The organism is Sodalis sp. (in: enterobacteria), from assembly GCF_036327475.1.
Taxonomy (GTDB): Bacteria; Pseudomonadota; Gammaproteobacteria; order Enterobacterales; family Enterobacteriaceae.
The window spans coordinates 117296-143579 of sequence record NZ_CP132913.1; the positions used below are offsets into that span (position 1 = coordinate 117296).

At 54.2% G+C, this 26284-nt stretch carries 22 protein-coding genes and 5 pseudogenes; 16 read left to right on the top strand and 11 right to left on the bottom strand.

Translation table 11 applies throughout. The annotated features are described in order from the left end of the window. The first annotated feature begins 543 nt into the window (after positions 1–543). From ndk to der, 9 genes are all read left to right on the top strand, one after another. Positions 544–975 carry a nucleoside-diphosphate kinase gene (ndk, locus tag GPOALKHO_RS00645; protein WP_406702502.1) on the top strand — a complete coding sequence of 144 codons (432 nt, stop codon included), beginning with the start codon at positions 544–546 and terminating at the stop codon, positions 973–975. Positions 976–1158: 183 nt separating this feature from the next. Further along, positions 1159–2340: a bifunctional tRNA (adenosine(37)-C2)-methyltransferase TrmG/ribosomal RNA large subunit methyltransferase RlmN gene (locus GPOALKHO_RS00650; RefSeq protein WP_406703300.1), complete on the top strand. Its 1182-nt coding sequence runs from the start codon at positions 1159–1161 to the stop codon at positions 2338–2340. 132 nt (positions 2341–2472) lie between these two features. After that, positions 2473–2622, top strand: a complete 150-nt coding sequence (locus GPOALKHO_RS00655) for a hypothetical protein (RefSeq protein ID WP_406702504.1) — start codon at positions 2473–2475, stop codon at positions 2620–2622. Positions 2623–3068: 446 nt separating this feature from the next. Continuing rightward, positions 3069–3977, top strand: coding sequence for a cytoskeleton protein RodZ (rodZ, locus tag GPOALKHO_RS00660; protein ID WP_406702505.1), 909 nt, complete (start codon positions 3069–3071; stop codon positions 3975–3977). A gap of 41 nt (positions 3978–4018) precedes the next feature. Next, positions 4019–5140, top strand: a complete 1122-nt coding sequence (gene ispG / locus GPOALKHO_RS00665) for a flavodoxin-dependent (E)-4-hydroxy-3-methylbut-2-enyl-diphosphate synthase (RefSeq protein WP_406702507.1) — start codon at positions 4019–4021, stop codon at positions 5138–5140. Between the two features lie 12 nt (positions 5141–5152). Beyond that, a complete protein-coding gene (gene hisS, locus GPOALKHO_RS00670; protein ID WP_406702509.1) occupies positions 5153–6424 on the top strand; it encodes a histidine--tRNA ligase in 1272 nt (423 codons plus the stop codon). Between the two features lie 13 nt (positions 6425–6437). Then, the gene (locus tag GPOALKHO_RS00675) at positions 6438–7052 is read left to right on the top strand and encodes a YfgM family protein (RefSeq protein ID WP_406702511.1); all 615 of its coding nucleotides are present in this window, start codon (positions 6438–6440) and stop codon (positions 7050–7052) included. 32 nt (positions 7053–7084) lie between these two features. Beyond that, complete coding sequence (gene bamB / locus GPOALKHO_RS00680; protein ID WP_406702513.1) at positions 7085–8266, top strand: outer membrane protein assembly factor BamB; 1182 nt, start codon at positions 7085–7087, stop codon at positions 8264–8266. A 133-nt stretch (positions 8267–8399) separates the two neighbouring features. Then, the gene (gene der / locus GPOALKHO_RS00685) at positions 8400–9851 is read left to right on the top strand and encodes a ribosome biogenesis GTPase Der (RefSeq protein WP_406702514.1); all 1452 of its coding nucleotides are present in this window, start codon (positions 8400–8402) and stop codon (positions 9849–9851) included. A gap of 611 nt (positions 9852–10462) precedes the next feature. Here der and GPOALKHO_RS00690 read toward each other — a convergent pair. From GPOALKHO_RS00690 to GPOALKHO_RS00700, 3 genes and pseudogenes are all read right to left on the bottom strand, one after another. Further along, a pseudogene (locus GPOALKHO_RS00690) lies at positions 10463–10525 on the bottom strand (hypothetical protein); the annotation flags it as partial. 429 nt (positions 10526–10954) lie between these two features. Then, positions 10955–11071, bottom strand: a complete 117-nt coding sequence (locus GPOALKHO_RS00695) for a glycoside hydrolase family 2 TIM barrel-domain containing protein (RefSeq protein WP_406702516.1) — start codon at positions 11069–11071, stop codon at positions 10955–10957. A 216-nt stretch (positions 11072–11287) separates the two neighbouring features. Next, positions 11288–11353, bottom strand: a complete 66-nt coding sequence (locus GPOALKHO_RS00700) for a hypothetical protein (protein ID WP_406703301.1) — start codon at positions 11351–11353, stop codon at positions 11288–11290. Between GPOALKHO_RS00700 and GPOALKHO_RS00705 the strand changes: the two genes are divergently transcribed. Further along, a complete protein-coding gene (locus GPOALKHO_RS00705) occupies positions 11327–11473 on the top strand; it encodes a hypothetical protein (RefSeq protein ID WP_406702518.1) in 147 nt (48 codons plus the stop codon). The two genes, GPOALKHO_RS00700 and GPOALKHO_RS00705, sit on opposite strands and share 27 nt — an antisense overlap. Positions 11474–11794: 321 nt before the next feature. Here the strand turns inward: GPOALKHO_RS00705 and GPOALKHO_RS00710 are convergent, their stop codons facing one another. The 3 genes and pseudogenes from GPOALKHO_RS00710 to GPOALKHO_RS00720 form a co-directional block, all read right to left on the bottom strand. Then, positions 11795–12127: a malate:quinone oxidoreductase gene (locus tag GPOALKHO_RS00710; protein ID WP_406702520.1), complete on the bottom strand. Its 333-nt coding sequence runs from the start codon at positions 12125–12127 to the stop codon at positions 11795–11797. Positions 12128–12200: 73 nt separating this feature from the next. Beyond that, positions 12201–12756: pseudogene (locus GPOALKHO_RS00715) on the bottom strand (malate:quinone oxidoreductase). Continuing rightward, the gene (locus GPOALKHO_RS00720) at positions 12693–13175 is read right to left on the bottom strand and encodes a malate:quinone oxidoreductase (RefSeq protein ID WP_406702522.1); all 483 of its coding nucleotides are present in this window, start codon (positions 13173–13175) and stop codon (positions 12693–12695) included. Before GPOALKHO_RS00720 ends, GPOALKHO_RS00715 begins: the two are co-directional and overlap by 64 nt. Before the next feature lie 498 nt (positions 13176–13673). On the opposite strand from GPOALKHO_RS00720, the gene GPOALKHO_RS00725 reads away from it, so the two are divergent. Together GPOALKHO_RS00725 and GPOALKHO_RS00730 are read left to right on the top strand one after the other, a co-directional pair. Then, positions 13674–14066 carry a hypothetical protein gene (locus tag GPOALKHO_RS00725; protein ID WP_406702524.1) on the top strand — a complete coding sequence of 131 codons (393 nt, stop codon included), beginning with the start codon at positions 13674–13676 and terminating at the stop codon, positions 14064–14066. Between the two features lie 415 nt (positions 14067–14481). Continuing rightward, positions 14482–14736 carry a hypothetical protein gene (locus tag GPOALKHO_RS00730; protein WP_406702526.1) on the top strand — a complete coding sequence of 85 codons (255 nt, stop codon included), beginning with the start codon at positions 14482–14484 and terminating at the stop codon, positions 14734–14736. A 193-nt stretch (positions 14737–14929) separates the two neighbouring features. On the opposite strand, the gene xseA is transcribed toward GPOALKHO_RS00730, so the two are convergent. Beyond that, positions 14930–16306 (bottom strand): exodeoxyribonuclease VII large subunit, encoded by a 1377-nt coding sequence (gene xseA / locus GPOALKHO_RS00735; RefSeq protein ID WP_406702527.1) that lies wholly within the window; start codon positions 16304–16306, stop codon positions 14930–14932. A gap of 165 nt (positions 16307–16471) precedes the next feature. Between xseA and guaB the strand changes: the two genes are divergently transcribed. The 4 genes and pseudogenes from guaB to GPOALKHO_RS00755 form a co-directional block, all read left to right on the top strand. Next, positions 16472–17935, top strand: coding sequence for an IMP dehydrogenase (gene guaB / locus GPOALKHO_RS00740; protein WP_406702529.1), 1464 nt, complete (start codon positions 16472–16474; stop codon positions 17933–17935). A 112-nt stretch (positions 17936–18047) separates the two neighbouring features. Beyond that, a complete protein-coding gene (gene guaA / locus GPOALKHO_RS00745; RefSeq protein ID WP_406702530.1) occupies positions 18048–19625 on the top strand; it encodes a glutamine-hydrolyzing GMP synthase in 1578 nt (525 codons plus the stop codon). Between the two features lie 950 nt (positions 19626–20575). After that, complete coding sequence (locus GPOALKHO_RS00750) at positions 20576–20713, top strand: hypothetical protein (protein ID WP_406702531.1); 138 nt, start codon at positions 20576–20578, stop codon at positions 20711–20713. Between the two features lie 71 nt (positions 20714–20784). After that, positions 20785–20966, top strand: a pseudogene (locus GPOALKHO_RS00755) (GTP-binding protein); the annotation flags it as partial. A 125-nt stretch (positions 20967–21091) separates the two neighbouring features. Here the strand turns inward: GPOALKHO_RS00755 and GPOALKHO_RS00760 are convergent. The 4 genes and pseudogenes from GPOALKHO_RS00760 to ppk1 all read right to left on the bottom strand — a co-directional run. Then, positions 21092–21616: pseudogene (locus tag GPOALKHO_RS00760) on the bottom strand (magnesium transporter); the annotation flags it as partial. 315 nt (positions 21617–21931) lie between these two features. Continuing rightward, positions 21932–22138: a hypothetical protein gene (locus tag GPOALKHO_RS00765; RefSeq protein WP_406702533.1), complete on the bottom strand. Its 207-nt coding sequence runs from the start codon at positions 22136–22138 to the stop codon at positions 21932–21934. 581 nt (positions 22139–22719) lie between these two features. Then, positions 22720–24065, bottom strand: a pseudogene (locus GPOALKHO_RS00770) (exopolyphosphatase). After that, a complete protein-coding gene (gene ppk1, locus GPOALKHO_RS00775; protein ID WP_406702535.1) occupies positions 24065–26134 on the bottom strand; it encodes a polyphosphate kinase 1 in 2070 nt (689 codons plus the stop codon). Before ppk1 ends, GPOALKHO_RS00770 begins: the two are co-directional and overlap by 1 nt. Between the last annotated feature and the right edge of the window lie 150 nt (positions 26135–26284).

The window sequence follows — 26284 nt, forward strand, 5'->3', positions numbered from 1 at the left end:
TATCGCCCGGCTTTTCCCAGTACTGGGAAAAGCGAGATGACGGATCGGTGATTTCTTTTTTACTTCGATGGCGATGCTGGGGCAGTTGGCTGCTGTCGGTGAAGGACGACGCCCGTCATAAGAGATGCTGGCGGCCGCGTACGGCGCCGAGATTGGCCTCCTACGCCGGCGAGGTCAACATAATAGGACAGGAGAGTCGCTATCAGACAAGAGCTCGATATCAAAAACACCGCGCCGGGAAAATGGATGGCCGGCGCGAAATTCCGCCACGATATCGCGCGGCCTATGAACCCGAGCTGCCGGCGCTATCGCGCTACCAGGTGTTGTCGGATTTTTGCCGTGTGTTTCAAGGCACATCCGATAGCGGACGTGGCAGGGAAAGCGAAAAACGACGTGGCAAAAGTTAAGGGCGCCATTTATTTAATTAACTGTTGTTTTAAGGATAGTGGAGCCCTGCACGCACCCCTATAATCCGCGCAACTTGCACCGGCCGGCATAACAGCGAATTGGCACGGCCATAATAAAAACCACCTAGAGGTTCTCATGACCATTGAACGCACCTTTTCCATCATCAAACCGAACGCCGTGGCCAAAAACGTTATCGGTGCCATTATCCAGCGCTTTGAAAGCACTGGGTTGATCGTGGTCGGCGCCAAAATGCTTCAGCTCACCCGTGAGCAGGCCGAGGGATTCTACGTCGAGCATAAAGGCAAGCTTTTTTTCGACAGTCTGGTGGATTTTATGATTTCCGGTCCGATCCTTGTGCAGGTGCTTGAAGGGGAAGACGCCGTGCGCCGCAATCGTGAAATCATGGGTGCCACCAATCCCGCCAATGCGCTGGCCGGTACGCTGCGTGCCGACTATGCCGATGGCTTTACTGAAAACGCAGTACACGGTTCGGATTCCACTGAATCCGCCGCGCGCGAAATCGCTTATTTTTTTTCCGACAACGAAGTTTGTGCCCGTATTCGCTAATTGTCGCCGTACTACAGTCGCCGTACAATGGCGAAAAGGCTGTTTCACCTTTCCAGCGAGGCGGCTCTGCGCTAAAATCAGTCCTAAATGCGCCACGGACGAGGTAGTAGTCCGCACTCTGCCGGGACAATTTCTACTGTATTTCGCGCCATAACGTGTAATAACGAGACCTACAATAAAATGATGTCTGAACAAGTGGTATCTGAACGCTCACCTGTGGCGCTAATGTCCGCTTCTCCCGCGCCTGCGGTCAAGCAGAAATTGAACCTACTTGATATGAACCGCCGGCAGCTGCGCGAATTTTTCTCATCGCTTGGGGAGAAACCTTTTCGCGCCGATCAAGTGATGAAATGGATCTATCACTACTGCTGTGATGATTTCGATCAGATGACGGACATCAACAAGCATTTGCGCGCCAGGCTGAAAATACTAGCGGAAATCCGTGCGCCGGAAGTCGCCAAGGAGCAGCGCTCCTCCGACGGTACCATCAAATGGGCCATCAAGGTCGGCGACCAGCAGGTAGAGATGGTCTGCATCCCCGAGGATGACCGCACCACGCTGTGCGTTTCCTCCCAGGTGGGTTGCGCACTGCAGTGTACCTTTTGTTCCACTGCGCAACAGGGTTTTAATCGCAATTTGCGGGTGTCGGAAATTATCGGCCAGGTTTGGCGCGCAGCCAAGATCATTGGAGCAGTCAAGGTCACAGGCCAGCGACCTATCACCAATGTAGTCATGATGGGCATGGGTGAGCCGCTGCTGAACCTCACCAACGTGGTGCCAGCGATGGAGATCATGCTGGATGATTTCGGTTTCGGGCTGTCCAAGCGTCGCGTTACGCTGTCGACGTCAGGCGTGGTGCCGGCGCTTGAAAAGCTCGGCGATATGATAGACGTAGCGTTGGCGATTTCACTTCACGCGCCGAACGATACGATTCGTGACGAAATTATGCCGATTAACCGCAAGTACAACATCGATACGTTTTTGTCGGCGGTACGCCGTTATCTAGACAAATCCAACGCCAATCAGGGACGCGTGACGGTGGAGTATGTCATGCTCGACCACATTAATGACGGCATACAGCATGCGCATCGCTTGGCGGCATGTTTAAAAGAAACGCCGTGCAAGATTAACCTTATTCCTTGGAACCCGTTCCCTGGCGCTCCCTATAACCGCAGCTCCAACAGCAGGGTGGATCGTTTCGCCAATGTACTGATGGGGTACGGATTCACCACCATTGTGCGAAAGACGCGCGGTGACGATATTGATGCCGCCTGTGGACAACTGGCGGGAGAGGTGATCGACCGTACTAAGCGGACGTTGTGCAAACGCTTGAACGGCGAACCGATTCAGGTGAAGGCGGTCTGATTGTCGGCACTGGCGCTGATGTTAATCCTCGTTAGCGATACTGATGGGGGACCGGCATGAAGCTGTTTTAGATGAGTGGACTAGCAGTCATGATGCCCTGCTGGACGGTTGTCGGCGAGCACGGGGCGACGCGTGCCGCTGGCAACGCCGCAGTCTACCCCAACCCGCTTGCAACTGGGGATGGCCTATCTGTCGGCGGGTGGCCTGGACGCCGCCCAGAAGAATCTGTCGATGGCGGTGAAGGCCATCGCTGGGCGATTATTGCGCCCAGTTAGCAGGTAGTGGAAACCGCCACCGCACAGAATCGCTATCGGCTAGCCCTGAAACTGGCGCTGCAAATAGTGAAGTTCTGAATCATTACTATGCGTTAAGGCAGTATTATACAGGTGAAATAGCAGTTTGCCGCCACCGTGCAATCAGCGGATTATAGTGAGATTACCGATAATCTGAAGAGCGCTAGTCAGTGTTTTTAAGGCTAGATGCGCAGACATGTAGTTTACTAATGCGTGCGTTGAAGTATGATCCCGAAAATGGCGTGGCGATGGCGTCTGAGGCGAACCGGCAATTAACGGCCGATCGGCCTAACTGGCGCAGCGGCTTTGGATGTTTGCCAACATGCGCTCCGGGCGGCGCTGAAAGTTTATAGTTACAGATTTGTTTCGCTGCGTTAACCGATATAGCGTACGCGAAGCTTTCCACAATTCAAACAGTACCAGAATTCTTAGCTAATGAATACTGAAGCTCTCCAACATCAAGCACCAACCACCACGGGTGGGCGTCTGCGTCAAGCCCGCGAAAATATGGGATTAAGCCAGCAGGCGGTGGCCGAGCGGCTGTGCCTGAAGGTGTCCACCGTGCGTGATATCGAAGATGATCACGCCAATCCTAACCTTGCCTCGACGTTCTTGCGCGGTTATATCCGCTCTTATGCACGCTTAGTGCATGTTTCTGAAGAAGAACTGATACCGATGATGGCTAAGCAGACGCCGATAAAAGCTTCTACTAAGGTCGCGCCGATGCAGAGCTTCTCGCTGGGTAAAACCCTCAAGAAGCGCGACGGCTGGCTAATGGGGTTCACCTGGTTTATCCTATTTGTAATAATTGGTCTGACGGGCGCTTGGTGGTGGCAGAACCATCAGGCTCAGCAGCAAGATATCACCAACATGGCCGATCAATCCTCCGCCCAGCTTTCCAAGGGCGATGATACAATCGCGCTCTCCTTTGGCGACAGCGCTGACGACGTCGGCCAGCCGCCGGCGGAACAGTCGGCCGATGCCGGAGCGCCGAGCGCAACGCCGTCCATCCCAGACACCGCCAGCGCCGGCGATGCATCGCCGGCGCTGGCGGTGGTCAGTTCCTCCGCACCGCAGAGCGTCGCCGCAAAAGCAAACGACAAAGTGCTGACAATGAATTTCACTGGCGATTGCTGGCTCGAGGTGTTTGACGCCGGCGGTAAGGAACTGTTCAGCGGTATTCAGCACAGCGGCGCCACACTGAATCTTACCGGCCAGACGCCGTACAAATTGAAAATCGGCGCCCCGGCCGCGGTGCAGGTCCAATATCAAGGCAGGCCGGTGAATTTGAGTCGGTTCGTCCGATCAAAGCAGGTTACGCGACTGACTGTAGCCGACCAGTAAGTAAGGAGTAAAAGTCAGTCGGCAAGGTTGGAGAAAGATCAATGCATAATTCCACACCCATAATCCGTCGAAAATCGAAACGTATTTACGTCGGCAAGGTGCCGGTAGGTGGCGACTCCCCCATCACGGTACAATCAATGACCAACACACGCACTACCGATGTCGCGGCGACGGTGAAGCAAATACAGGCGCTGGGGCACGTCGGTGTTGATATTGTGCGCGTGTCGGTGCCCACCATAGACGCCGCCGAAGCATTCAAATTTATCAAGCAGCAGGTCGCTGTACCGCTGGTGGCGGACATCCATTTTGACTATCGCATCGCGTTGAAAGTTGCCGAATACGGTGTCGACTGCCTGCGTATCAATCCCGGCAACATTGGTAACGAAGAGCGCATCCGTTCAGTGGTGGATTGCGCGCGCGATAATAATATTCCGATCCGCATCGGCGTCAACGCCGGTTCTCTTGAGCGCGATTTGCAGGAAAAATATGGCGAGCCTACTCCGGAGGCGTTGCTGGAGTCCGCTATGCGTCATGTGGATATACTCGACAGACTCAATTTCGACGCGTTCAAGGTCAGCGTGAAGGCCTCAGATGTGTTTCTGGCGGTGCAATCCTACCGCCTACTGGCGTCGCGCATCGATCAGCCGCTGCATCTGGGTATCACCGAGGCCGGCGGCGTCCGCAGTGGGGCGGTGAAATCGGCTATTGGTCTGGGGTTGCTTCTCAGCGAAGGCATCGGCGACACGCTACGCATTTCGATGGCGGCGGATCCAGTGGAGGAGGTGAAGGTTGGTTTCGACATTTTGAAATCGCTGCGGATTCGCGAGCGCGGTATCAATTTCATTGCCTGCCCAACCTGTTCGCGCCAAGAGTTTGACGTTATCGGCACCGTCAACGCCCTGGAACAGCGACTGGAAGACATCGTTACGCCGATGGATGTCTCTATCATCGGCTGTGTGGTGAACGGTCCCGGCGAAGCACTGGTTTCCACGCTTGGGGTGATCGGCGGCCATAATAAAAGTGGCTTTTACGAAGACGGCATTCGCCAGCGCGAGCGTTTCGATAACGAACTGATGATCGACCAATTAGAGGCCCGCATTCGTGCGAAAGCGGCAATGTTGGACGAGAATAATCGCATCGCGGTCAATCTGATGGAAAAATAACACGGGTACGGTATGGCAAAGAACATCCGGGCCATTCGCGGCATGAACGATTATTTACCAGAAGAGACGGTATTCTGGCAGCATGTTGAAGGAGCGCTTAAGAGCGTGCTGGCCCGCTATGGCTACAATGAAATCCGCCTACCGATCATTGAGCAAACCCCCCTGTTCCAGCGGGCCATCGGTGAAGTCACGGATGTGGTGGAAAAAGAGATGTACAGCTTCGCCGATCGCAGCGGCAACAGTCTGACCCTACGTCCGGAAGGGACCGCCGGCTGCGTGCGCGCCGGGATCGAGCACGGGTTACTGTATAACCAGGAACAGAGGTTGTGGTATGTCGGCCCCATGTTCCGCTATGAGCGTCCGCAAAAAGGGCGCTACCGGCAGTTTCACCAAATGGGCGCCGAAGTGTTTGGTCAGCGGGGGCCGGATGTTGACGTCGAGCTGATTCTGCTTTCCGCTCGCTGGTGGCGAGCGCTGGGCATCAGCGGGCATGTAGCGCTGGAGCTGAACTCCATCGGGTCGCTGGAGGCGCGCGTCCGATATCGCGAGGCGCTGGTGGCGTTTCTCGTGCAGCATGAAGATCGTCTGGATGAGGATTGCCGCCGCCGTATGCACACCAATCCGATGCGAGTGTTGGACACCAAAAACCCTGATATCCAGGCACTGCTCAACGATATGCCGGTCATTATAGATTATCTCGACGACGATTCCCAGAGCCACTTTTCCGGTCTGTGTGAACTTTTAGATCTGGCCGGCATCCCATATACGATTAATCCACGTTTGGTGCGCGGTCTGGATTACTATAACCGGACGGTTTTCGAGTGGGTGACCACCTACTTGGGTTCGCAGGGTACCGTTTGCGGCGGCGGTCGTTATGATAATCTGGTGGAACAGTTAGGTGGTCGCCCCACCCCCGCAGTCGGCTTCGCCATGGGGCTGGAGCGGCTGGCGCTGCTGGTGCAGGCGATTAATCCGAATTTTGTCGCTGAGCCACGTGTCGACGCCTATCTGGCGGCGGGGGACGGCATGCAGCGCGAGGCGCTGCAGCTGGCAGAGCAGCTGCGTGATGCGCTGCCTAACCTGCGACTGATGACCAATTACGGCGGCGGCAGCTTTAAAAAGCAGTTCGGTCGCGCTGATAAGCACGGTGCGCGCGTCGCGCTGGTGTTGGGAGAAAGCGAAGCGGTGGCGCAGCAGGTGGTGGTGAAGGATTTAGCCACGGGCAATCAGGAAACGCTGGCGCAGAGCGACGTCGCCTCGCGATTGGCATTGATTTTAGGTTAAGGAGAAGAACACCGTGGAAGTCTACAGCACTGATGATGAACAACGTGAAGTGCTGCGTCATTTCTTTGTCGATAATAGCAAAGTGCTGGTGATAAGCGTCGTGTTAGGCGTTGGCTCTCTGGTGGGCTGGCGTTACTGGTATAATCATTATGACGATGCCATGACGGCGGTATCCAGCTCCTGGCAGCTGGTGAACATTGGTCTTGCCGGTCAGGCAGGACAGGCGCAGTTGGACGCCGCCCAGCATTTTGCCGACTCTAACGACAATAATTATGGCGCGCTGACCTCCCTGTGGCTGGCGCGGCAGTACGCGGAGCGAGGCGATTTCGCCGTCGCCCAAACGCACCTACAAAAGGCGCTCGGCCAAACCCGCGAGGCCAATCTGCAATCGATTATTAATTTGCGTTTGGCGCGCGTGCAGCTACAGCAGAGCAATGTAGATGATGCATTGGAAACCCTCGACGACGTGAAGGGGAAGGGCTGGACGGCGCTGGTGGAGGATGCCCGCGGCGATGCGCAGGTGGTTAAAGGCGATCATCATGCCGCGCGCGCCGCTTACGAAAAAGCGCTGCAGTCCGGCGCACTACAGGCACTGGTACGCATGAAACTGAATAATTTGTCCAGCTGAGCCAGCTGAGTGAGCCAGCTGAGATGGACCCCATGCAATTACGTAAGACGATGTTTATAGGACTGTTATCGGTCATCCTGCTCAGCGGGTGCGCGTGGTTTAGCGACGAAGAGGACCTGGTGACCATGTCGCCGCTGCCTAAAGTAGATAATCAGTTTCAACCGACGACAGTATGGATCCGCTCGGTCGGCGGTGGCTCCGGCGATTTCTATTCTAATTTGCACCCGGCCTGGCAGGATACCCGCGTGTTCGCGGCCGATCGTCGAGGCGTACTGAAAGCGCTGGATGCGGACAGCGGTAAAGAAATCTGGTCAACGGATCTTTCCATTCGCACCGACTTCTTTTCGCGTAACCGTCCGGCGAAGCTCTCCGGTGGCGTAACAGCGGTGGGGGATCGGGTTTACGTGGGCAGCGAGCTGGCTAAAGTCTACTCCCTTGACACACAGGATGGCAGTCTCGCCTGGGAGACGACGGTTGCTGGCGAAGCGCTATCCACCCCGGTAGTGAGCGATGGCGTGGTGCTGGTGCATACCAGCAACGGCATGTTGCAGGCGCTTAATGAGACCGACGGCGTGGTGAAATGGACCGTTAACCTCGATACGCCGTTGCTGACGCTGCGCGGTGAATCCGCGCCGACCACGGTGCTTGGCGCCGCGATCGTGGGCGGCGATAACGGCTGCGTCAGTGCGGTGACGATCAATCATGGCCAGCTGATTTGGCAGCAGCGCATCTCGCAGCCGAGTGGCGCCACGGACATCGCCCGCATCAACGATGTGCAAACGACCCCAGTCGTTGTCAATGGCGTCGTTTACGCTCTGGCCTATAACGGCAATCTCGCGGCGCTGGATCTACGCTCCGGCCAGGTAATGTGGTCGCGGAAAATCGGCTCCGTCACCAATCTGCTGGTGGACGGCGGACGAATTTATTTGGTGGACCAGAACGATCGAGTAATTGCTGTGGATACCCAGGGTGGAATGACCCTTTGGCGTCAGAGCGACCTACTGCACCGTAATTTGACCTCCCCAGCGCTGTATAACGGCTATATCGTTACCGGCGACTCGGAAGGCTACCTCCATTGGATCAGTGCCGATGACGGCCGGTTTGTCGCGCAGCAAAAAGTGGACAGCGCCGGCCTGCTGGCAGCTCCCATCGTTGCCGGCGATAAACTTATCGTGCAAGCGAAAAATGGCGCAATTTACGCCATTACCCGCTAAGGTGTGCTATTATCCGGCGCTAATGGCCGGATAGACGCTTTCAGAAACGGCTCCTGAGATATTCGGAGCCGTTTGTCTTATACAATCAGTTCTGTTGCTGTATTACCCGTTTTACCTGATGAGGCTGTAAATAATGGTACCTGTCGTCGCCCTGGTTGGGCGTCCGAATGTAGGAAAATCCACTCTATTCAACCGACTGACGCGCACCCGTGATGCGCTGGTGGCGGATTTTCCGGGACTGACGCGTGACCGTAAATATGGTCGTGCTGAATGGGAAGGCCATGAATTTATCGTTATCGACACCGGCGGTATTGATGGCATGGAAGGAGGGGTCGAGACCCGGATGGCAGGGCAATCGCTTGTAGCGATTGAAGAGGCCGATATCGTGCTGTTGATGGTAGACGGACGCGCTGGGCTGATGGCTGCCGACCAAAGTATCGCTAAACATCTACGTAGCCGCCAGAAAACCACGGTCATCGTCGCCAATAAAACCGACGGCATCGATGCCGACAGCGCCGTAGGAGATTTTTATGCCTTAGGCATGGGCAACATCGTGCCCATCTCCGCTTCGCACGGACGCGGTATCAACAACCTGCTGGAGCAAGTTCTGCTGCCGCTGGACGATGCGGATGACAAAGACGAGTTTGACCTCTGGCCGGACGATGAAGCCGAGGCGCTGGCACAGGAAGAAGAGGAAGAACCCTTTGACCCGCAGTCGCTGCCGATAAAGCTGGCGATCGTCGGCCGCCCCAATGTCGGTAAATCCACTCTGACCAACTGCATTCTCGGCGAAGAGCGCTTAGTAGCGTATGGTATGCCCGGTACCACCCGCGACAGCATTTATATTCCGATGGTGCGTGACGAGCGGAAATATGTCTTGATTGACACTGCCGGTGTGCGTAAGCGCGGTAAGGTCACGGAAATGGTGGAAAAATTTTCCGTCATCAAAACCCTGCGGGCTATCGAAAATGCCAATGTTGTGTTGCTGGTCCTTGACGCGCACGCAGGTGTCTCCTATCAGGATTTATCGCTGTTGGGCTTTATTCTCAACAGCGGGCGGTCGCTGGTAATCGCGATCAATAAATGGGATGGCCTGTCCAGCGAAACGCGCGACAACCTAAAACAAGCACTGGATCACCGCCTGGGCTTTATCGATTTCGCCCGAGTTCATTTCATTTCGGCCCTGCACAGCATGGGTATCGACAATCTGTTTGAGTCGGTAAATGAAGCTTACCAATGCGCCACTAAGAGGGTGAGTACGGCATTACTGACGCGCATCATGCGTATGGCGGTAGATGAACATCGGCCGCCGCTACTGCGCGGACGGCGCGTAAAACCTAAGTATGCTCATGCCGGCGGTTATAATCCGCCAATCGTGGTGATTCACGGTACGCAGGTTAAAGATCTGCCAGACAGCTATAAACGTTATTTGATGAACTATTTCCGCCGCTCTCTGGAGATAATGGGCACACCCATCCGCATTCAGTTCAACGAGGCCGCCAACCCCTTTGCCGGCCGGCGTAATACCCTGACACCAGCGCAACTGCGTAAACGTAAACGGTCAAATAGGCGCATACGCATGTGAGGTCTGCCAGCACGCACTGGTAGCGCTGGGCTGCACTGTCCAGCCTGCGGGCGGGATGCCGTAACGGGCGTGTTGCCACGGTTGCCGGCAGCCGCTGGAGATACCAAAGCCTGCGGCACGGTGGATTGTTTTGCCCTCATGGCGACGGTCTGATCACCAAAAGGCGAGTGACGCTGTGGCTTGTCACCCGCTGTCGATAAACCGTCGTTGTCCAGCTGTCGCCGGCATCATAACGCCTGGAGTTAGGCGGTGCGCTTTGTTCCGGCGCCAGTAATTCCAGGGCAGTGATGCTGGCTTTTCCAGCATCGTGATAAAACAGCTGAATACGAAAATAATGCTGGTCGCCCGCCAGCGCGAAGCGCTACGGACTCAGCAGCGTGGGAATATACGCAAGGTGGCCCTCATGCGACATCGCAATCACGCTACAGTCATCCAAACCGGTATGCTGTTCTTCCTGGAGGTTGCGGCCTCTTCCGCAAAGCTGGCCTCATTGGGAGCATCGAATTGCTCTGGGCTGTGGCTCATTGCCAATTGAGGGAAATCAGCAAAACTGGCGTTTTGAAGCAGCTGTTTATCTGTCAGCGAAGCATACCAAATGGCGCCGCTTTTCCCTAGACATTGCCGCCAAAGGCGATAGACGCCAGATAGAATACGCGATTAGGGACACCGGAATTGAGGTGGACACCGCCATTATCTTCCCGCGTATGGACAAATCCAGCGAGTCGTTATAGGCGGTGCCGGGAGCCGACATCGAGCATGGCCCCCAGCAGGCCCGTGCCGGTGAGCCAGTCCACCTGATGGGATACCGTTTCATCAGCGAACCGGATACATCATAGATCAGGCCGGTTTCATGTTCCGTTACGCCATGGGTCAACTCACTCATGCGCCACCGTAGTGGCGGTGGCGACTAGCGGTAACCGGCGCATCCAAGAATTACGTTGAAAGACGCGCTAGTAAAAAACGTAGGTGATACCGAGATCATAGGCTTCATTGACTGCCATATCTTTCCCCGTCGGCGACCTTTCTTGCCGCACTTTGATGCCGGACAGATTCATATTCATATTGTTGTGGGTATCGTATCAGCAGACGTTGCTCACTGGGCATCACGATCCATTTCCGGCCAATCCTCTTGTACCGGCTGCAACGGATCGATCCTGACCCGATTCATTATCCAACGACCAGATGATAATGCTAGCGTGATAGTGGTTACACTGCACCATCCGGCTGACTCACTCGCCTAAAAGCGTGGGACCATAGCGGATTGTCCGCCAGCCGGCCTATGAACTCCATGCCGTGCGTCTCAGTGTTGGCTTCCGTACACCACATGCAGGCCGTAACGATCGCACAAACGATACCAAAGGAGTGTCTGGATATGTGGGCAGCACACGACATTAGAATTATTCTACTTCTATTAATAAGATGCCTTGCACCATGATCTACTCATCCATGGTCTGGCTATTGGCCGGGTGGTTTTCATGGCGATTGACGCCGCGTATCGGCAGCGGTTTGCCGTTCAGTTGCAACAGTCCGTCGCGCGCGATAACCTAACGGAACCTTATGTAATAGACTTCCGCCTCAACCAGTTGGTCTTCACTGTCACAAAGCGCTACGACCACGCATAGGCCATGATCGCTCCACAGCTGCGGCGCCGTGATCGGCACTTGCAGCTATGCCCGCTCGGCATAGCTGCTTCGCTCATCCGCCGGCGCTGCGCCAACGTCTGGCTCTACTCGGCGATAAGAAGGCAAGGGGCGAGGAGCTGATGTTGCGACCACCTGGCTGAAGCCCCTCATAGCCCGCGACCTACAGCAGCTGGATCCGGTGCGAATAGGCGCCGGTAATAGGGATCACATCTGGGGGTTGATGGGCGCGGCAATCATCATGACCTGCGCCTAGTCGGCACCGAGCGTTGACAGCAGCGCGACAGCGCGCGATTCATCGCCTTAAATCGCTTTCTGTAGCCCTTGTTGTTTACCGTCCGCTGGCTCGCCGGGCAGCAGCTTGGCTTCGATAAAGGCCAGTTCTAACACCTCGGAGGTATAGTGGCGGACCTCGTTGGTTATCGCGAGGTTGTCGTTGATCATCTGGCCGTAGGATGGCACCATCTCTTTAAGTTTACGCTGCCAGGTATCGCTGGCAGCCCGTTCTTTAAACATGGGCGCCAACAACTCTAGCATGATGGGCGCGGCAATTGAATCGCCTGGCGAGGCGCCAACCAACGCCGCCAGCGAGCCGTTGGCCGAGCTGACCACTTCGGTGCCGAACTGTAATACCACCTTTGCCGGCGTCTTTTTTAATGACCTACGCCCGTTGGCCGGCCTCAATCAGCGACCAATCCGCCGTATTAGCCTACGTATAATATTCGCGCAGGGCGTTGATGCGATCTTTATTCGACATTAACAGCTGGCTGGTGAGATACCTCATCAGCGCGAAGTTATCCAAACCGACGCACAGCATGGGCAACAGATTTTGTCGCGTAAGTGAATGAAGCAGATCCCACCAGGAGCCCTGCTTGAGGAATTTGTTGCTAAAAATGGAAAAGGGGCCGAACAGCAGCGCTTGCCGTCCAGGATACGAGTATCGTGTGCGGCACCGACATCGGTGGCGCACCGACCGAGGCCTTCCCGTACACTTTGGCGTGATGATTGCCAACGACCGCAGGGTTGGTCGCCACCAGAAATTGCCCGTCCACTGGAAAGCCGGCATAGCCGTTCACCTCGGAAATACCGGATTTTTGCAACAGTGTCAACGATGCGCCACCACCGCCGATGAAAACATGGCGCGCGCATCGTTGACTGCCACCATCATTGGCGAGCAGTTGCTGAATTATTTCCCCGAAGTTCACGTCGGTGCCCATGTCCATGCAGGTGGCGGCCACTTTTTGGAAGGTATCGCGCCCGTCCATAACCAGCGGTGCTCACACGCGGATTTGCTGGGGATTTTCAGAGTAGCCCATACCGCGAAACAGCGTACTGGTTTGTAGCGCATTGAAGCGCTGACGCAAAAGCAGATATTATCCTCGCCCCAGACGAAGCTCATGTGCGGCACATCCTTGATAAAGGTATGCGGATTGGTGAGGATCTGTTGTTTAATCAGATATGCCCATAACTGGCGTGAGATTTCAAAAAATTCGTTTACCGCGACCGCTTTAGTGATATCCATCGTACCCGCTGGGGTGAGGGTCGTGTAGTTCAGCTCGCAAAAGCGGCATGGCCAGTGCTGGCATTGTTCCAACCGTTGGAGCTTTTTCCGCCGTTTTTCCAGGCGTTCATACATATGAATCGTCCAGCCCGGCTCAAGCGCTTTCAGATAGGTTCCCAGCATAGCGCTTATGACTCCACCGCCACCAGTACCGCTGGTGGTTTATCCGCAACCTGCTGCTGTTTGGCTAACGCAGAGAGGGTCATACCAAGGGCTGCAATAAAATGCTCTTTCATTCGCGGTATCTCTTTTAAAAAAATGAAACCGGCGCCCGAGCCATTTTCGTTTGGATTGATGCTCATGGAGGTCTGCCAATACTCTTCTATTCTATTAGCTATCACCGATTAGGTAAAAATTATTGCAACTGAGACTAACAGTAATGAATGTAAAAATAAAGTAAAGGTCTAAATACTATAAAAATACATTTTGCATCTCATAATGTTATGCTTGGGTAAATCCATCATTGAGTTGTTTTCATTACCCGGCTGCTGATTATGATTCTATTACTACAGGGGTAATCAGGTTGCCCGGGTGCGCTTTCACGGCGGCGCTGCTGAGGGGCGAGCAACGTCAATTGACGGACCTGGAGATGCCAGGAAATGACGGGTAATTGGGATCAGATTGCATCAGGAGCAGGACAAACAGGCAGTGGCGGCCATCATTTGCCTATCCAGCAACAAGAATTCGGTGTCGCTATCAATGCCGTCGACCAACCCGATCTCCAAGATATCCGGGGATTTCACCAATCCGGCAATGGCGGGTTTTGGGTGCCTGCTGCCAGGGAGAAGTGGCGGCATTGTAGGTTTGAAAAATATCAGCGCCGTCCAGGCCGCACTGCGTAAAATGTTCGCTGGGCTCGCTGGACCAACGGACTCGCGCCCGTGCATGCACGCATTGCATCAGCGATATCTATCTTGGCACCACCAACCAGTTTATTTCCGCTCAGCATTTTACCGCAAGCAGGGGTTTGGCGCCGTTACCCGAGATAACCTGCTCGCCACATATTTCCCTTGATGACACTCGATTCCCTCTTTTCCATTTATCGTTATCGCCGCAATAATGCCCGTCGCGAATGCGGCTCCGCCTGCGTGGCGTCGCCAAGCGCGAAGATGTTTCCCTGTCTTGCCCTTGACGAAGGGTTGGTCCGATGCAAGCGATCTGATGCTAATGATTATTAATGCTGCCATTTAGTCGTCTTGTGTGTTTGCCGTTTTTCCTCTTTGTGTTGAGCAATTCGATGTCACCGGTCATGTGGCTATCAGCGAGTGGTCGGAATGGCCTATGAGGCGGCCTTTTCCACCACCGCGCTGACCGCGTCGCTTGGTGGGCAATCAGGGATCGGCCATGGCTGCAAGCTAATGCTCATCTGGGTCAGTCGGTATGGCGGTGGCGATGACGCTGCTAGGCATGGCGAAAAGTGTATGGCAATTTGGTGCCACTGCGCTTTTGCATTTGGCTGGCGTTGGGCGTGGTCGGCGGCCCTTTGGGTGTGCGCCCGATCTTCCTCGGTACCGGTCTGCTGCTGGCTATCAGCGCTGGCTTCAATCAGCTGTGTCGTAACGCCACCGCCCGTTCGGAGGGGATGATCAAGACGACCGTGATGCGTGATGGATGGACCAATGATGCCAAGGCGGCCTACGCCCGCGTGGGGAAGGAGGTTTGTGGGAGGTGCGCCGCGACCTAAGCTTTGTGGGCCGGGCCGGGATGTTGCGGTAATTCTGCACTCATGTGCTAGTTGTATGAGTGGCGTAATATGCGTACGATTATGAGTGGCGTAATATGCGTACGATTATGCGGGTCGCACGGTACCACAGCAACCTTCTGTCATGGACTGAGCATTGTGACGGGTGGGGCAGGCGTTAGGGAGCGCCGTTGAATCAGCCATTTGAGCGCCGCTGGCGTTTTGCCGGTTGCCGGGTAATCTGGGTAACCTGGCTCTCCACCCAGCCATCGCTCAACTGTGTCGTCAGATGATCGCCGGCGCTTAGTTGGCGGGTTTGTTTCACCACCGCGCCGTGGCTATCGGTCGTGACGCTGAACCCGCGCGCCAGAGTTTTCAGCGGGTTAATACCTTCTAGCCGGGAGCAGAGCGCTATAAAGGCATTATTTTGCCGGCTTACGCGGCGGCTTATGCTCTGGCTCAGTTGGTAACGCAGCGCCTGCAATTGCTGCTGGGCATGGTTGATGCGCGCCGTGGGCGCCTGCTGCTGCAAACGTTGCCGCAAATGTTCGTGACAGCGCAGCGCTTGGCGCAGTTGCCTTTGGAGACCGTCGTCCAGGCGACGGCGCAGGACCATCAGCGCGGCTTGCTGGCTGGCGAGTCGTAATCGAGGATGCTGCTGGTGCAGGCGATGCTGAAGACGGCCGTAGTGTTGTTGGCGCTGCGCGAGAAAATAATCCATCGCCATTTCCAGCCGCTGCCGTTGAGACCGCAATTGATGCAACAGTTCAAACTGGTTGCGACTTACCAGCTCGGCTGCCGTCGATGGCGTTGATGCGCGCAAATCAGCGACAAAATCAGCAATGGTCACGTCGGTTTCATGGCCGACCGCGCTGACCACCGGCAAGCGGCTGGCGAAAATCGCCCGTGCCACCCGTTCATCGTTGAAGCTGGCGAGATCCTCCAGCGAACCGCCGCCACGACCTACGATCAGCACATCGCACTCAGCGCGCCGATTTGCGGTTTCGATGGCGCGCACGATCTGCACCGGCGCTTCCTGCCCCTGCACCGCAATGGGGTAAACCACCACCGGCAGCGACGGATCGCGGCGTTTTAACACCTGCAAAATATCGTGCAGTGCCGCGCCGCGGGCTGAGGTAATCACTCCTACACGGCGGACAGGGCTGGGCAGCGGCTGTTTATACTGTTGACTGAACAGCCCTTCATCGCTTAATTGCTGTTTAAGCTGCTCGAACTGCTGTTGCAGTAACCCGTCGCCAGTCGGTTGCATACTCTCGGCAATAAGCTGATAATCACCGCGCGGCTCATATAGCGTGAGCGTTGCGCGCACCAATACCTGTTGACCGTTGCGTGGCGAAAACGTAGTACGACGATTAGTGTTGCGAAACATGACGCAACGCACCTGGGCGCGGTCGTCTTTGAGCGTGAAGTACCAATGACCCGATACAGGCTGAAAAAAATTGGACATCTCTCCCGTCAGCCATATCTGACCCATTTCGCCTTCCAACAGATTGCGTACCGTTTTATTGAGACGGCTAACGGTAAAAATCAGAGAAGTGGGCGAGATAGGCATGCGGGCGGGAAACTATATTGCAAAGTCTTAATCCATCAGTATTACTCATTGCGAAACAGTAAGCAAGTATTTTTTGAAAATAGTGCTGGAGGCAATCGATTACGTTCTGTATAATGCCGCGGCAATATTTTATCTGTTTCACATTCACCTTGGTGAGATATTGCCATGTTACGTATTGCTAAAGAAGCTCTGACATTCGACGATGTTCTGCTCCTTCCCGCTCACTCCACGGTACTGCCCAACACGGCCGATCTCGGCACTAGATTGACTCAGAAGATACGCCTGAATATACCTATGCTATCCGCGGCAATGGATACGGTAACCGAATCAAGCCTGGCTATCGCGCTGGCGCAAGAAGGTGGTATCGGCTTCATTCACAAAAACATGTCCATCGAACACCAGGCCGAGGAAGTCGGTCGCGTAAAACGCCATGAAAGCGGCGTCGTAACCAATCCTCAGTGCGTCACGCCCAATACTACGCTTTCAGAGGTAAAAGAACTCACCGTGCGTAACGGTTTCGCCGGCTATCCGGTTGTAACGGAAGATAATGAACTGATCGGAATCATCACCGATCGCGACCTTCGCTTCGTCACCGCTCTTGGCCAGCCGGTTTCCGCTGTGATGACGCCGAAAGAACGCCTGGTGACAGTTAAGGAAGGAGAGGCTCGTGAAGTGGTGCTGGCCAAGATGCACGAAAAGCGCGTCGAAAAAGCGCTGGTAGTAGATGAGCGATTTCATCTGCTCGGAATGATAACGGTAAAGGATTTTCAAAAGGCCGAACGCAAACCCAATGCCTGTAAAGATGAACACGGCCGCTTGCGCGTCGGCGCGGCAGTGGGTGTCGGAGCCGGTAACGAAGAGCGCATCGATTCCCTGGTGGGTGCCGGTGTTGACGTCTTGCTTATCGACTCTTCCCATGGTCATTCCGAAGGCGTGCTGCAGCGTATCCGCGACACACGCGCCAAATACCCCGACCTGCAAATTATCGGCGGCAACGTTGCTACCGGCGCTGGCGCGCTCGCACTGGTTGAGGCTGGCGTCAGCGCGGTGAAAGTAGGCATCGGCCCCGGTTCCATTTGTACCACCCGCATCGTCACCGGTGTGGGTGTGCCGCAGATCACGGCCATTTCTGATGCGGTCGAGGCCCTGGAAGGTACCGGGATCCCAGTTATTGCCGATGGCGGCGTCCGTTTTTCCGGCGATATCGCCAAAGCTATTGCCGCCGGTGCTGCCTGCGTTATGGTGGGATCGCTGTTGGCGGGCACCGAAGAATCCCCCGGCGAAATGGAACTGTTCCAAGGCCGCTCTTTTAAATCCTACCGCGGCATGGGGTCGCTTGGCGCGATGTCCAATGGATCGTCGGACCGGTATTTCCAGACCGACAACGCCGTTGATAAATTGGTGCCGGAAGGCATCGAAGGCCGCGTGGCGTATAAAGGACGTCTGAAGGAAATCGTCCATCAACAAATGGGCGGCCTGCGTTCCTGCATGGGGCTAACCGGTTGTGCTACTATCGATGACCTTCGTACCAAATCGGAATTTGTCCGTATCAGCAGTGCCAGCATTCGTGAAAGCCACGTTCATGACGTCGCCATCACCAAAGAATCCCCGAACTATCGCACGGGTTAACGAATTTCACCGGCGCGGGCCGTGCCAGCTCGGCGTCCAGAGGCTGTTCTGTTCAGTACTTTCCTGACCTGGCAGTGACCTTTTTGCTATACGCTCTCGAAATACGCCATTCATGACAGAAAATATCCATAAACACCGCATTCTAATTCTGGACTTCGGCTCGCAATATACCCAACTGGTGGCCCGCCGAGTACGTGAACTTGGCGTCTATTGCGAACTTTGGGCATGGGATGCAACCGAAGCGAAAATACGCGAATTCCATCCTGACGGTATTATCCTTTCCGGCGGCCCGGAAAGCACTATCGAGCAAAACAGCCCGCGCGCACCGGACTATGTGTTTCAGGCGGGCGTGCCGGTGCTGGGTGTCTGCTACGGCATGCAAACCATGGCGATGCAGCTCGGCGGTAAAGTGCAAGGCTCTTCCCAGCGCGAATTTGGTTATGCCCGGGTAGAAGTGTTGACCGACAGTTTGCTGGTGCGCGACATCCAGGACAATATCGACACCGTCGGCGCGCCGCTGCTGGATGTCTGGATGAGCCATGGAGACAAGGTTACCGCTATTCCAGCGGATTTTGTCACCGTCGCCAGCACCGAAACCTGCCAGTTCGCCATTATGGCAAATGAAGAAAAACGGTTTTACGGCGTGCAATTCCACCCTGAAGTCACCCATACCCGCCAGGGACAGCGTATGCTGGAACGCTTTGTGCTCGATATTTGCCAATGCGACCCGCTGTGGACGCCGGCCAAAATTATCGAAGATGCGGTGACGCGCATTCGCCAGCAGGTCGGCGATGATCGGGTTATCCTTGGCTTATCCGGCGGCGTGGACTCCTCGGTGACCGCGATGCTGCTGCATCGGGCCATCGGCGATCAATTGACTTGCGTGTTCGTCGATAACGGCCTGCTGCGCCTCAATGAAGCCAGTCAGGTGATGGGCATGTTCGGCGATCATTACGGCCTGAACATTATCCATGTGCCGGCGGAAGACCGCTTCCTCTCCGCGCTGGCTGGCATCGACGATCCAGAAATTAAACGCAAAACCATCGGCCAGGTGTTTGTTGAGGTGTTTGACGAACAGGCGCTGAGCCTAGTCGGGGTAAAATGGCTGGCGCAGGGCACCATTTACCCTGATGTTATTGAGTCGGCCGCCTCCGCCACCGGTAAAGCGCACGTCATCAAATCACACCATAATGTCGGCGGCCTGCCGAAAGAGATGAAAATGGGCTTGGTGGAACCGCTTAAAGAGCTGTTCAAGGATGAAGTGCGTCAAATAGGCCTGGAACTCAGCCTGCCTTACGATGTGCTTTATCGACATCCGTTCCCTGGACCTGGTTTGGGAGTGCGCGTGCTGGGCGAGGTGAAGAAAGAGTATTGTGATCTGCTTCGCCGCGCCGACGCGATCTTCATAGAAGAGCTGCATAAGGCGGATCTGTACAACAAAGTCAGTCAGGCCTTCACGGTCTTTTTGCCCGTGCGCTCCGTCGGCGTGATGGGCGACGGCCGCAAGTACGACTGGGTTGTGTCGCTGCGCGCGGTGGAAACCATCGACTTTATGACCGCCCATTGGGCGCATCTGCCGCACGAATTCCTGGGGCACGTCTCCAACCGAATCATCAATGAGATTGACGGCATTTCCCGGGTAGTTTATGACATTTCAGGCAAGCCGCCGGCAACGATAGAGTGGGAATGATGAATAGGCCCAATATATCCCTTTATATATGCTAAACCACTTGTTTTACGAGATATTTTCTTTTATATCTACCTATTGGCTAAAGCAACGTTTTTGACGGTACTATTGTCGGTATTACTCTTTAGGCAGTATTTGCGGGGACGAAATATTGTACACCGACAGAATCATCTAACGGTATAGAAAAGTTGACGCAATGCTTACCAACACCAAGTTTAAAAGCTTTAAAACCTCGAGAAAAGCTCCACAAAGTCACAGATCGTGATAGCCCCTATGTTGCCGTCACGCCCAGCGGTACCTTTCCAATCTGACTAGCTATATCAATGGTCGTAGAGAAACTGTGACACTTAGGAGTTATGGTCCTGACGGTATTATGGTAGCTGAAGCAAGGGAAAATTGCATACCGTCAAAAGCAGGCAAGCCTAGGCGTGCCGTCGGCTACCGCCAAGCGTGACGGAGAAAGATCGTAAAAGGAAAGGGGTAAAACACACGTCAGACAGACAGTACTAAAGCGATGAAACAGGCAGTCATTTATAGAGACATATTGCCTGTTTTTGGTAACCGTCTTATGCATGAGATCAATCCCGCGGGCTGCGAGCGATATGCGATAATCTTGCTGAAAATAAGCTTGTTGAAAACCGGGACGCCAAAGCCATCCTTTATAGGTAAGGGAAATCGTCGGCAGCGTGTTAACATACGCAATTGATCACGGTTTTGATGTCGTCAATACTGCTGAGAAACGCCTCTTCGACAACCACGTTCGAGACGCGGGAAAGCGTTAAAGCCACGTCAAAGAGACAGTGGCGATCCACTTTGTTTTTATACTGGTTCGAAAAAGCGAATCGACACAAGCAGAATAGAGAGGCGATTTTATTTGTTAAAGCCGTTTGAACGACTCTCTCTCAGCGTATGAAGGCAAGTCGGGAGCACAACGTGATTTTTCCAAGCGGGCCATGAACATTATTGGCCGCAGGACGGCCTGGCAGCGTGCCGCTGCCTTGGAAGATAACGCGCTTGAGCGGCATTTTCAATTGCAGGCCATCGTCTCCGCCTGCCATAAAACACAATATTCACGTCTATTCCGTTCCTAATCGTCCACGCCATCCATAAGGTGCCGGCACGATGCAGGAACGGTATGTTAATTCGATTACACAGAGTCAAGATGGCACACTACAAACAACCGTTGCGCGTCGACGGACCGGTCGCTCGGATAAAACCGCGTTATTGGAAGCCTTATGCAAAGGAATTTGCGATCGCTACCAGTTGGCGGTGGTGACTAACGATACCAAAGAAGATCAAGATATCTTGACCGATGCTGGTGCGCTGGAGGCAGAGCGTATCGTCTGACAGCCAGCTGTGAGGCAGTAGCGCGGCCGATGCCGCGCGATCCGCCGGTAATCAGCGTTATTTTTCCATAATACGTTCTTTAGTGAAGATCTGAAGAGGGCTTTGATGATAGATAGGCCGCGTTAATGCGCAAGAAACAGTGTCGTCAGACCGAGAAAAATAAAACCGCCGGTATCAGCAATGGCGATAATCATCACGCTCGAGCCTACCACCAGATCGTGGCCGATGCGGATCATTAGCAGCCATATCAACATGCCTATCAGCGACGCTAACAGCGGATTAAGCAGTATTGCCAGCATCATCACGCCGCCGAGACCGGCATCACCATGCAGCAGCCAGGTAACGATCCCCATAATACCGCCCCACACCAGACCGTTGATGATCGCCACGCCCAGTTCGCGCAGAATGAGAAAGCCGGAGTTGCCTTGTTCCAGCTGATGTAGTGCCGCAGCGTGCACGATCATGGTAATAATGGTCTGATTACCGGTGTTGCCGCCAGCGAGACCAACTGGACAATGGTACTGTCGAACAGGCCAATGCCCGTGAGGCGATGAACGCGGTTGCAGAGGTTCACCGTCAAACCAAGTCCAACGGGTGTGCACCACTTTACGTACCAGCGCAAGAATATCTTTCTCCGGGCTGCTTCCAAGCCGGTCCATCTGTTCAACGAGCCCATTTGCCTTACTGTCGATCGGATCATCGGAGTTAAAGTGTTAGAGTGCGCGTCCATTACCCTTGCTCACCCGCCGGTTGAGTGAATTAAGCAGTAGCGCTGATAGGGTCAGTTACTGATCAGGGCATTATGCCGGTCGACGACGACAGTGGCTTTTTACGCTAGCGCCGTACCGTTGTCAGCGGAAATGAGCCATCACTAGCTCAAGATCCATATGATGATCGACACTTCCCCGGTTGAAATGCATCATTTCGCGCACCTTGGTGCGCCGGTGCGGTTCGAGGGCGGTCTAGGCTTGCTCATCCACGTCCGGTTGGCTGAGGCCCCAGAGAATATCGCGGTTGGACATCTCGGCGATAAGGTTTTCCCAAACGTTCTCCGAGGCTTCCATCAGCGTTTTGTCGATAAGCGGACGGCTTGCCAGTAAAACACTTAAGGTTTGATGCCCTAGTTCGGCGAGTTGCGGAGCCGGAGCCTGACGTTTTACGACCGGCATGGTTTCCCTGTTCCCTCTCGGCTGCTCGGACGATAAAGAGTAACGCTTACTCGGTAAAGATAGCATAACTCCATAAAAAGTAGATTGGTCGCAATTTGCCTGCAATGGGGCTGTGAGGATGTTCAGGGATGCTCAGGCGGCGTCGGCTTAATGGTTGTTCCGCCGATATAGCGCGTTTATTTTTATGATGCCAGGCGCGACTCTGGCATAGAGCAGGCGACCTACGAAATATCGCTTTCACAGGATTGTCCTCTTACGAGCGGAGGCAGAAACGGGTTCGGGGCGATTGTAGAGCATAAGCATAAGCTGTCTCAAGGACGCCACACCGTGACAACGTACGCGCGACGGGCTCGGAGGCGCTACGGTCGGCCGCTGCCAGAGCGCAACGGCGGGCGATGTGCTAAAAGGCCTCGGTCAGCTTGCATTCCAGAGCGTTTGCTAGTGCACCGAAGGCAGCTTTGGCTAGCATGAGAACGGCATCGCGGACCGGTGCGTAGAGCGGATCCTTAGCCCGCAAGGGCGCGGCAACACCTGCAAAGCTAAAGCGCTACCGCCAGCCAGGCTGCCCCTAAGCGCCAAGCTCACGACAGCGTTACCGATTCATCGACGGCGTCGGCTTCCTCAACGCGCAAACACCAGCCCGGGGTATCCGCCAAATACGCTCGCTCGCGTTCCAGATCCAACTGCACCAAATTGTTTTGAGCGCAAGGCCGCTGGGAAACGAGCGTTCAGTGATTAGCCTTGGTAGTAAGCCTAAGCCGCACTGTCACCGGTGAGGCGGCCTGTCGCTGGTTTTATTAAGCAACACGCCGAGGTGCAGCAGCTGCAGACAAGGCAAAAATGCTTTTTCTTGAAGAAATTGAAGCGGTGAAAATCGTCTATCTTGATCGCTTTGCGATGGATGAGCCGTTCATGTTGCTCTGCTGCAAAATATAAGCCGAATGGCGCTGCATACTACTGTGGTTGATACCCAGACCACCTCGTGCAGTTGTGCGGCCCATTTCAGCAGAGCCACAAGCTGCGCCTGTTCACGAACGGCTTTTGCACTTTCCATTGCTGATAAAGCGCGTTGGTGGCTTTCCACACTCGCCGGGCCGATGACGAAACCGGCCTTCTATTTCATACAAAACACCTTCGCACAGGGCGCAGTCAGAAAGTTTGAGTTCCTTAATCGCCAGGGTATCCATGACGCTACATAGACTGGCAAGTCCCGTACAAAACCGATTTACGTTCATCGGATAACCCAAGTATGCTGAGCGCAGAGCAATGCCTGAACTGCAGCACCTGTTCACACAGCATTTCCAGTCGCTCGGGGGTGATCAAGCCGTCTTTGGCGCTCATCTCGATTAACACTTCATAGGCCGCCTAAAGGTGCCTGAAGCGCCGAGCGCTATCTGCTAACCCATCAGCGTATTGTGTGCCAGGCCAGTGTCTCGAGTTTTGCGCCGCTATCTCACCGCCAGGCAAAACAAGCGGCCGAAGCTGATGCAGTCCATGTGGCGGCTTTCCGCCAGTAGCGGCTCGAATTTTCGCCTATGACCAATTCGATGAAGCCGCCGACGATATCACTCATCAGCTTACGGCCATAGCTTACGGCCATTTTCCGCCTGAGTGTGCTCGACACCCACAAAAAAATCAGCCGTGCCTCTATCATAACCGGAAATGATCTAAATAGGGTGGGGGATCGCCTCCGCCGCCAGATCAAGAAAGGTCTTCGCATTGACCGCCTCACACAAAGCATGGGTGCCGACGATCATCACCCGCAGCGGCGAAAGGCTTTGCAGGTGTTCAGCGAACAGAGCCAGGCAGGCCAGGGCACGTTCCATCACCTGCATGGCGCCGTTGACCTCGCGCGCCACCGCCATAGAAAACTGTTAGAGCTAAGATCGATGGCAGCGGCGAATTCTTCGTTGTTAAGGACATAAATTAGTTATGCTCTCCGGCGTTTTCCAATTGCTTGATATAGTGATAAATGGCTATTTGTGCGCGCACCTTGCGGCGGTTGCCGCGAGGAACATAATAGTTGTTCAGATCGGCATCGATATATCTGGCTTTAACAGTATCGCTGAACAAAAGCGCTAAGATATCCAGAACCTGCTGTTTTAATCGCGGATCTAGCAGCGCCACGCCCACTTCAATGCGGTGATCAATATTGCGAGTCATCCAGTCGGCGGAAGAGAGAAATACCTTTTTATCACCGCCGTTCTCGAACACATAGACCCGATCGTGCTCCAGGAAACGGTCCACGATACTGGTCACCTGAATATTATTGCTGATATCCGGCAAATCCGGGATAAGCGAACACATCCCCCGCACCAGAATGCGGATGTTCACTCCCACGCCGGAAGCGGTATAGAGACGATCAATCAACCCCCGATCGACCAGATTATTGACCTTGAGGGTAATTTCCGCCGTTTCGCCCGCTTGAGCATTCGCAATCTCTTGATCGATCATCTGATACAGCATATGGCGCGAATTTTGCGGCGACACCATCAAATAGTCGAATTTGACCGGGCGATAGGGGTTCTCGATGAAATTAAATACGCGCCGCACTTCGTTAGTGATGCGCGCATCAGACGTCAGCAAGGAGTAGTCGGTATATAAGCGCGCGGTTTTTTCATTGAAATTGCCGGTGCCAATATGGGCGTAGCGCACGATATCGTCGCCTTCGCGGCGGGAGATAAGAAACAGCTTGGCATGTATTTTCAGCCCAGGCGCAGAGAAAATGACGTGCACCCCAGCTTCGGTAAGCCGCTTGGCCCAATGGATATTCGCCTCTTCGTCGAAACGGGCCTGTAGCTCTACCACCACGGTCACTTTCTTACCGTTATGAGCGGCATGGATCATCGCGTCGATAATATGTGAGTCCTTGGCGACCCGGTAAATATTGATTTTTACCGACAGCACATTAGGATCAAACGACGCTTGACGAAGCAGCTCCAGCACATGGCTGAATGTGTGGTAGGGGAAATAGAGTAGTATATCATGATGGCGAATGGCGTCGAACGCGTTGCGGAATTTATCGAACCAGACATGGCGCAAGCGCGGCAGCGGCCGGTTAACAAGATTGGCTTTGCCAACGTTAGGGAAGCTGATAAAATCCTTAAAATTGTGATAACGGCCGCCTGGGATGACCGAGTCATAGGAGGAGATGCCAAGTTTTGACTTAAGCAGCTCCACCATGGCGTTGGGCATATCTCGCTGATAAACAAAACGGACTGGCTCCGCGGTCAGCCGCTGCTTCAGACTGGAGGACATCAGCTCCAGTAGACTCGATTCCATTTCGGTAACCAAATCGTATTCGGCATCGCGCGTCATTTTCATCGAATAGGTGTTAAGTATGTCGTAATCGAAAAAGCCGGTAAAAATATCATCCAGGCAATAGCGCAGAATATTATCCAATAGGATCATCGGTCGACGCCGATGAGGAGATTCAGCTGGCAAATTAATAAAGCGCGGCACCTTATCGGAGGGGATTTCAAGCAGGGCGTAACGCAGCGTTTTCCCTTGAATGATCTCTACCGCCAAATAGGTGTAATCATCTTTCAGGAACCGCACTAAATTGGTATCGTGCTGGATAAGAATCGGCGTTATATGTTGGCACAGCTGTTGTTTGAAGTATTGCCGCAACCAGTCTTGTTGGCGAGGGGAAAGTTGGCGTTCGTTGATGAGGAAGATCTGGTTACGTGCCATCTCCAGCAGTAGATCATTGTAAAGGTTATCAAATTCCTGCTCTGCGTTAAGCACTTTTGCCTGGATGCAATTGAGCAAATGGCGTGAGGCGCCTCGAGTGCCCTGTTCTTCACTTATCAGAATACGCCGTTTCAGCTCCGCGAAACGAACTTTATAAAACTCATCTAGATTATTGGAATAAATGCCTAGAAATCGCATGCGTTCTATCAACGGATTGCTTTTATCGGCAGCTTCCTGCAACACCCGTTCGTTGAAAGACAACCAGCTTAATTCTTTCTCTATATAGAGCTTTTTCTGACCCATTTCCACTCCATTGATCTGTTCAGGAAGGGAAAATCCTGCGCTAAGCTATTATCGTCTCTCGTGCGACAAAATCCAACATAACCCACAAACCACGGATTGTTATCTTATTTTCAGGCAACATAAGCTTTTCCATTGTTTTGACCGCTCTTC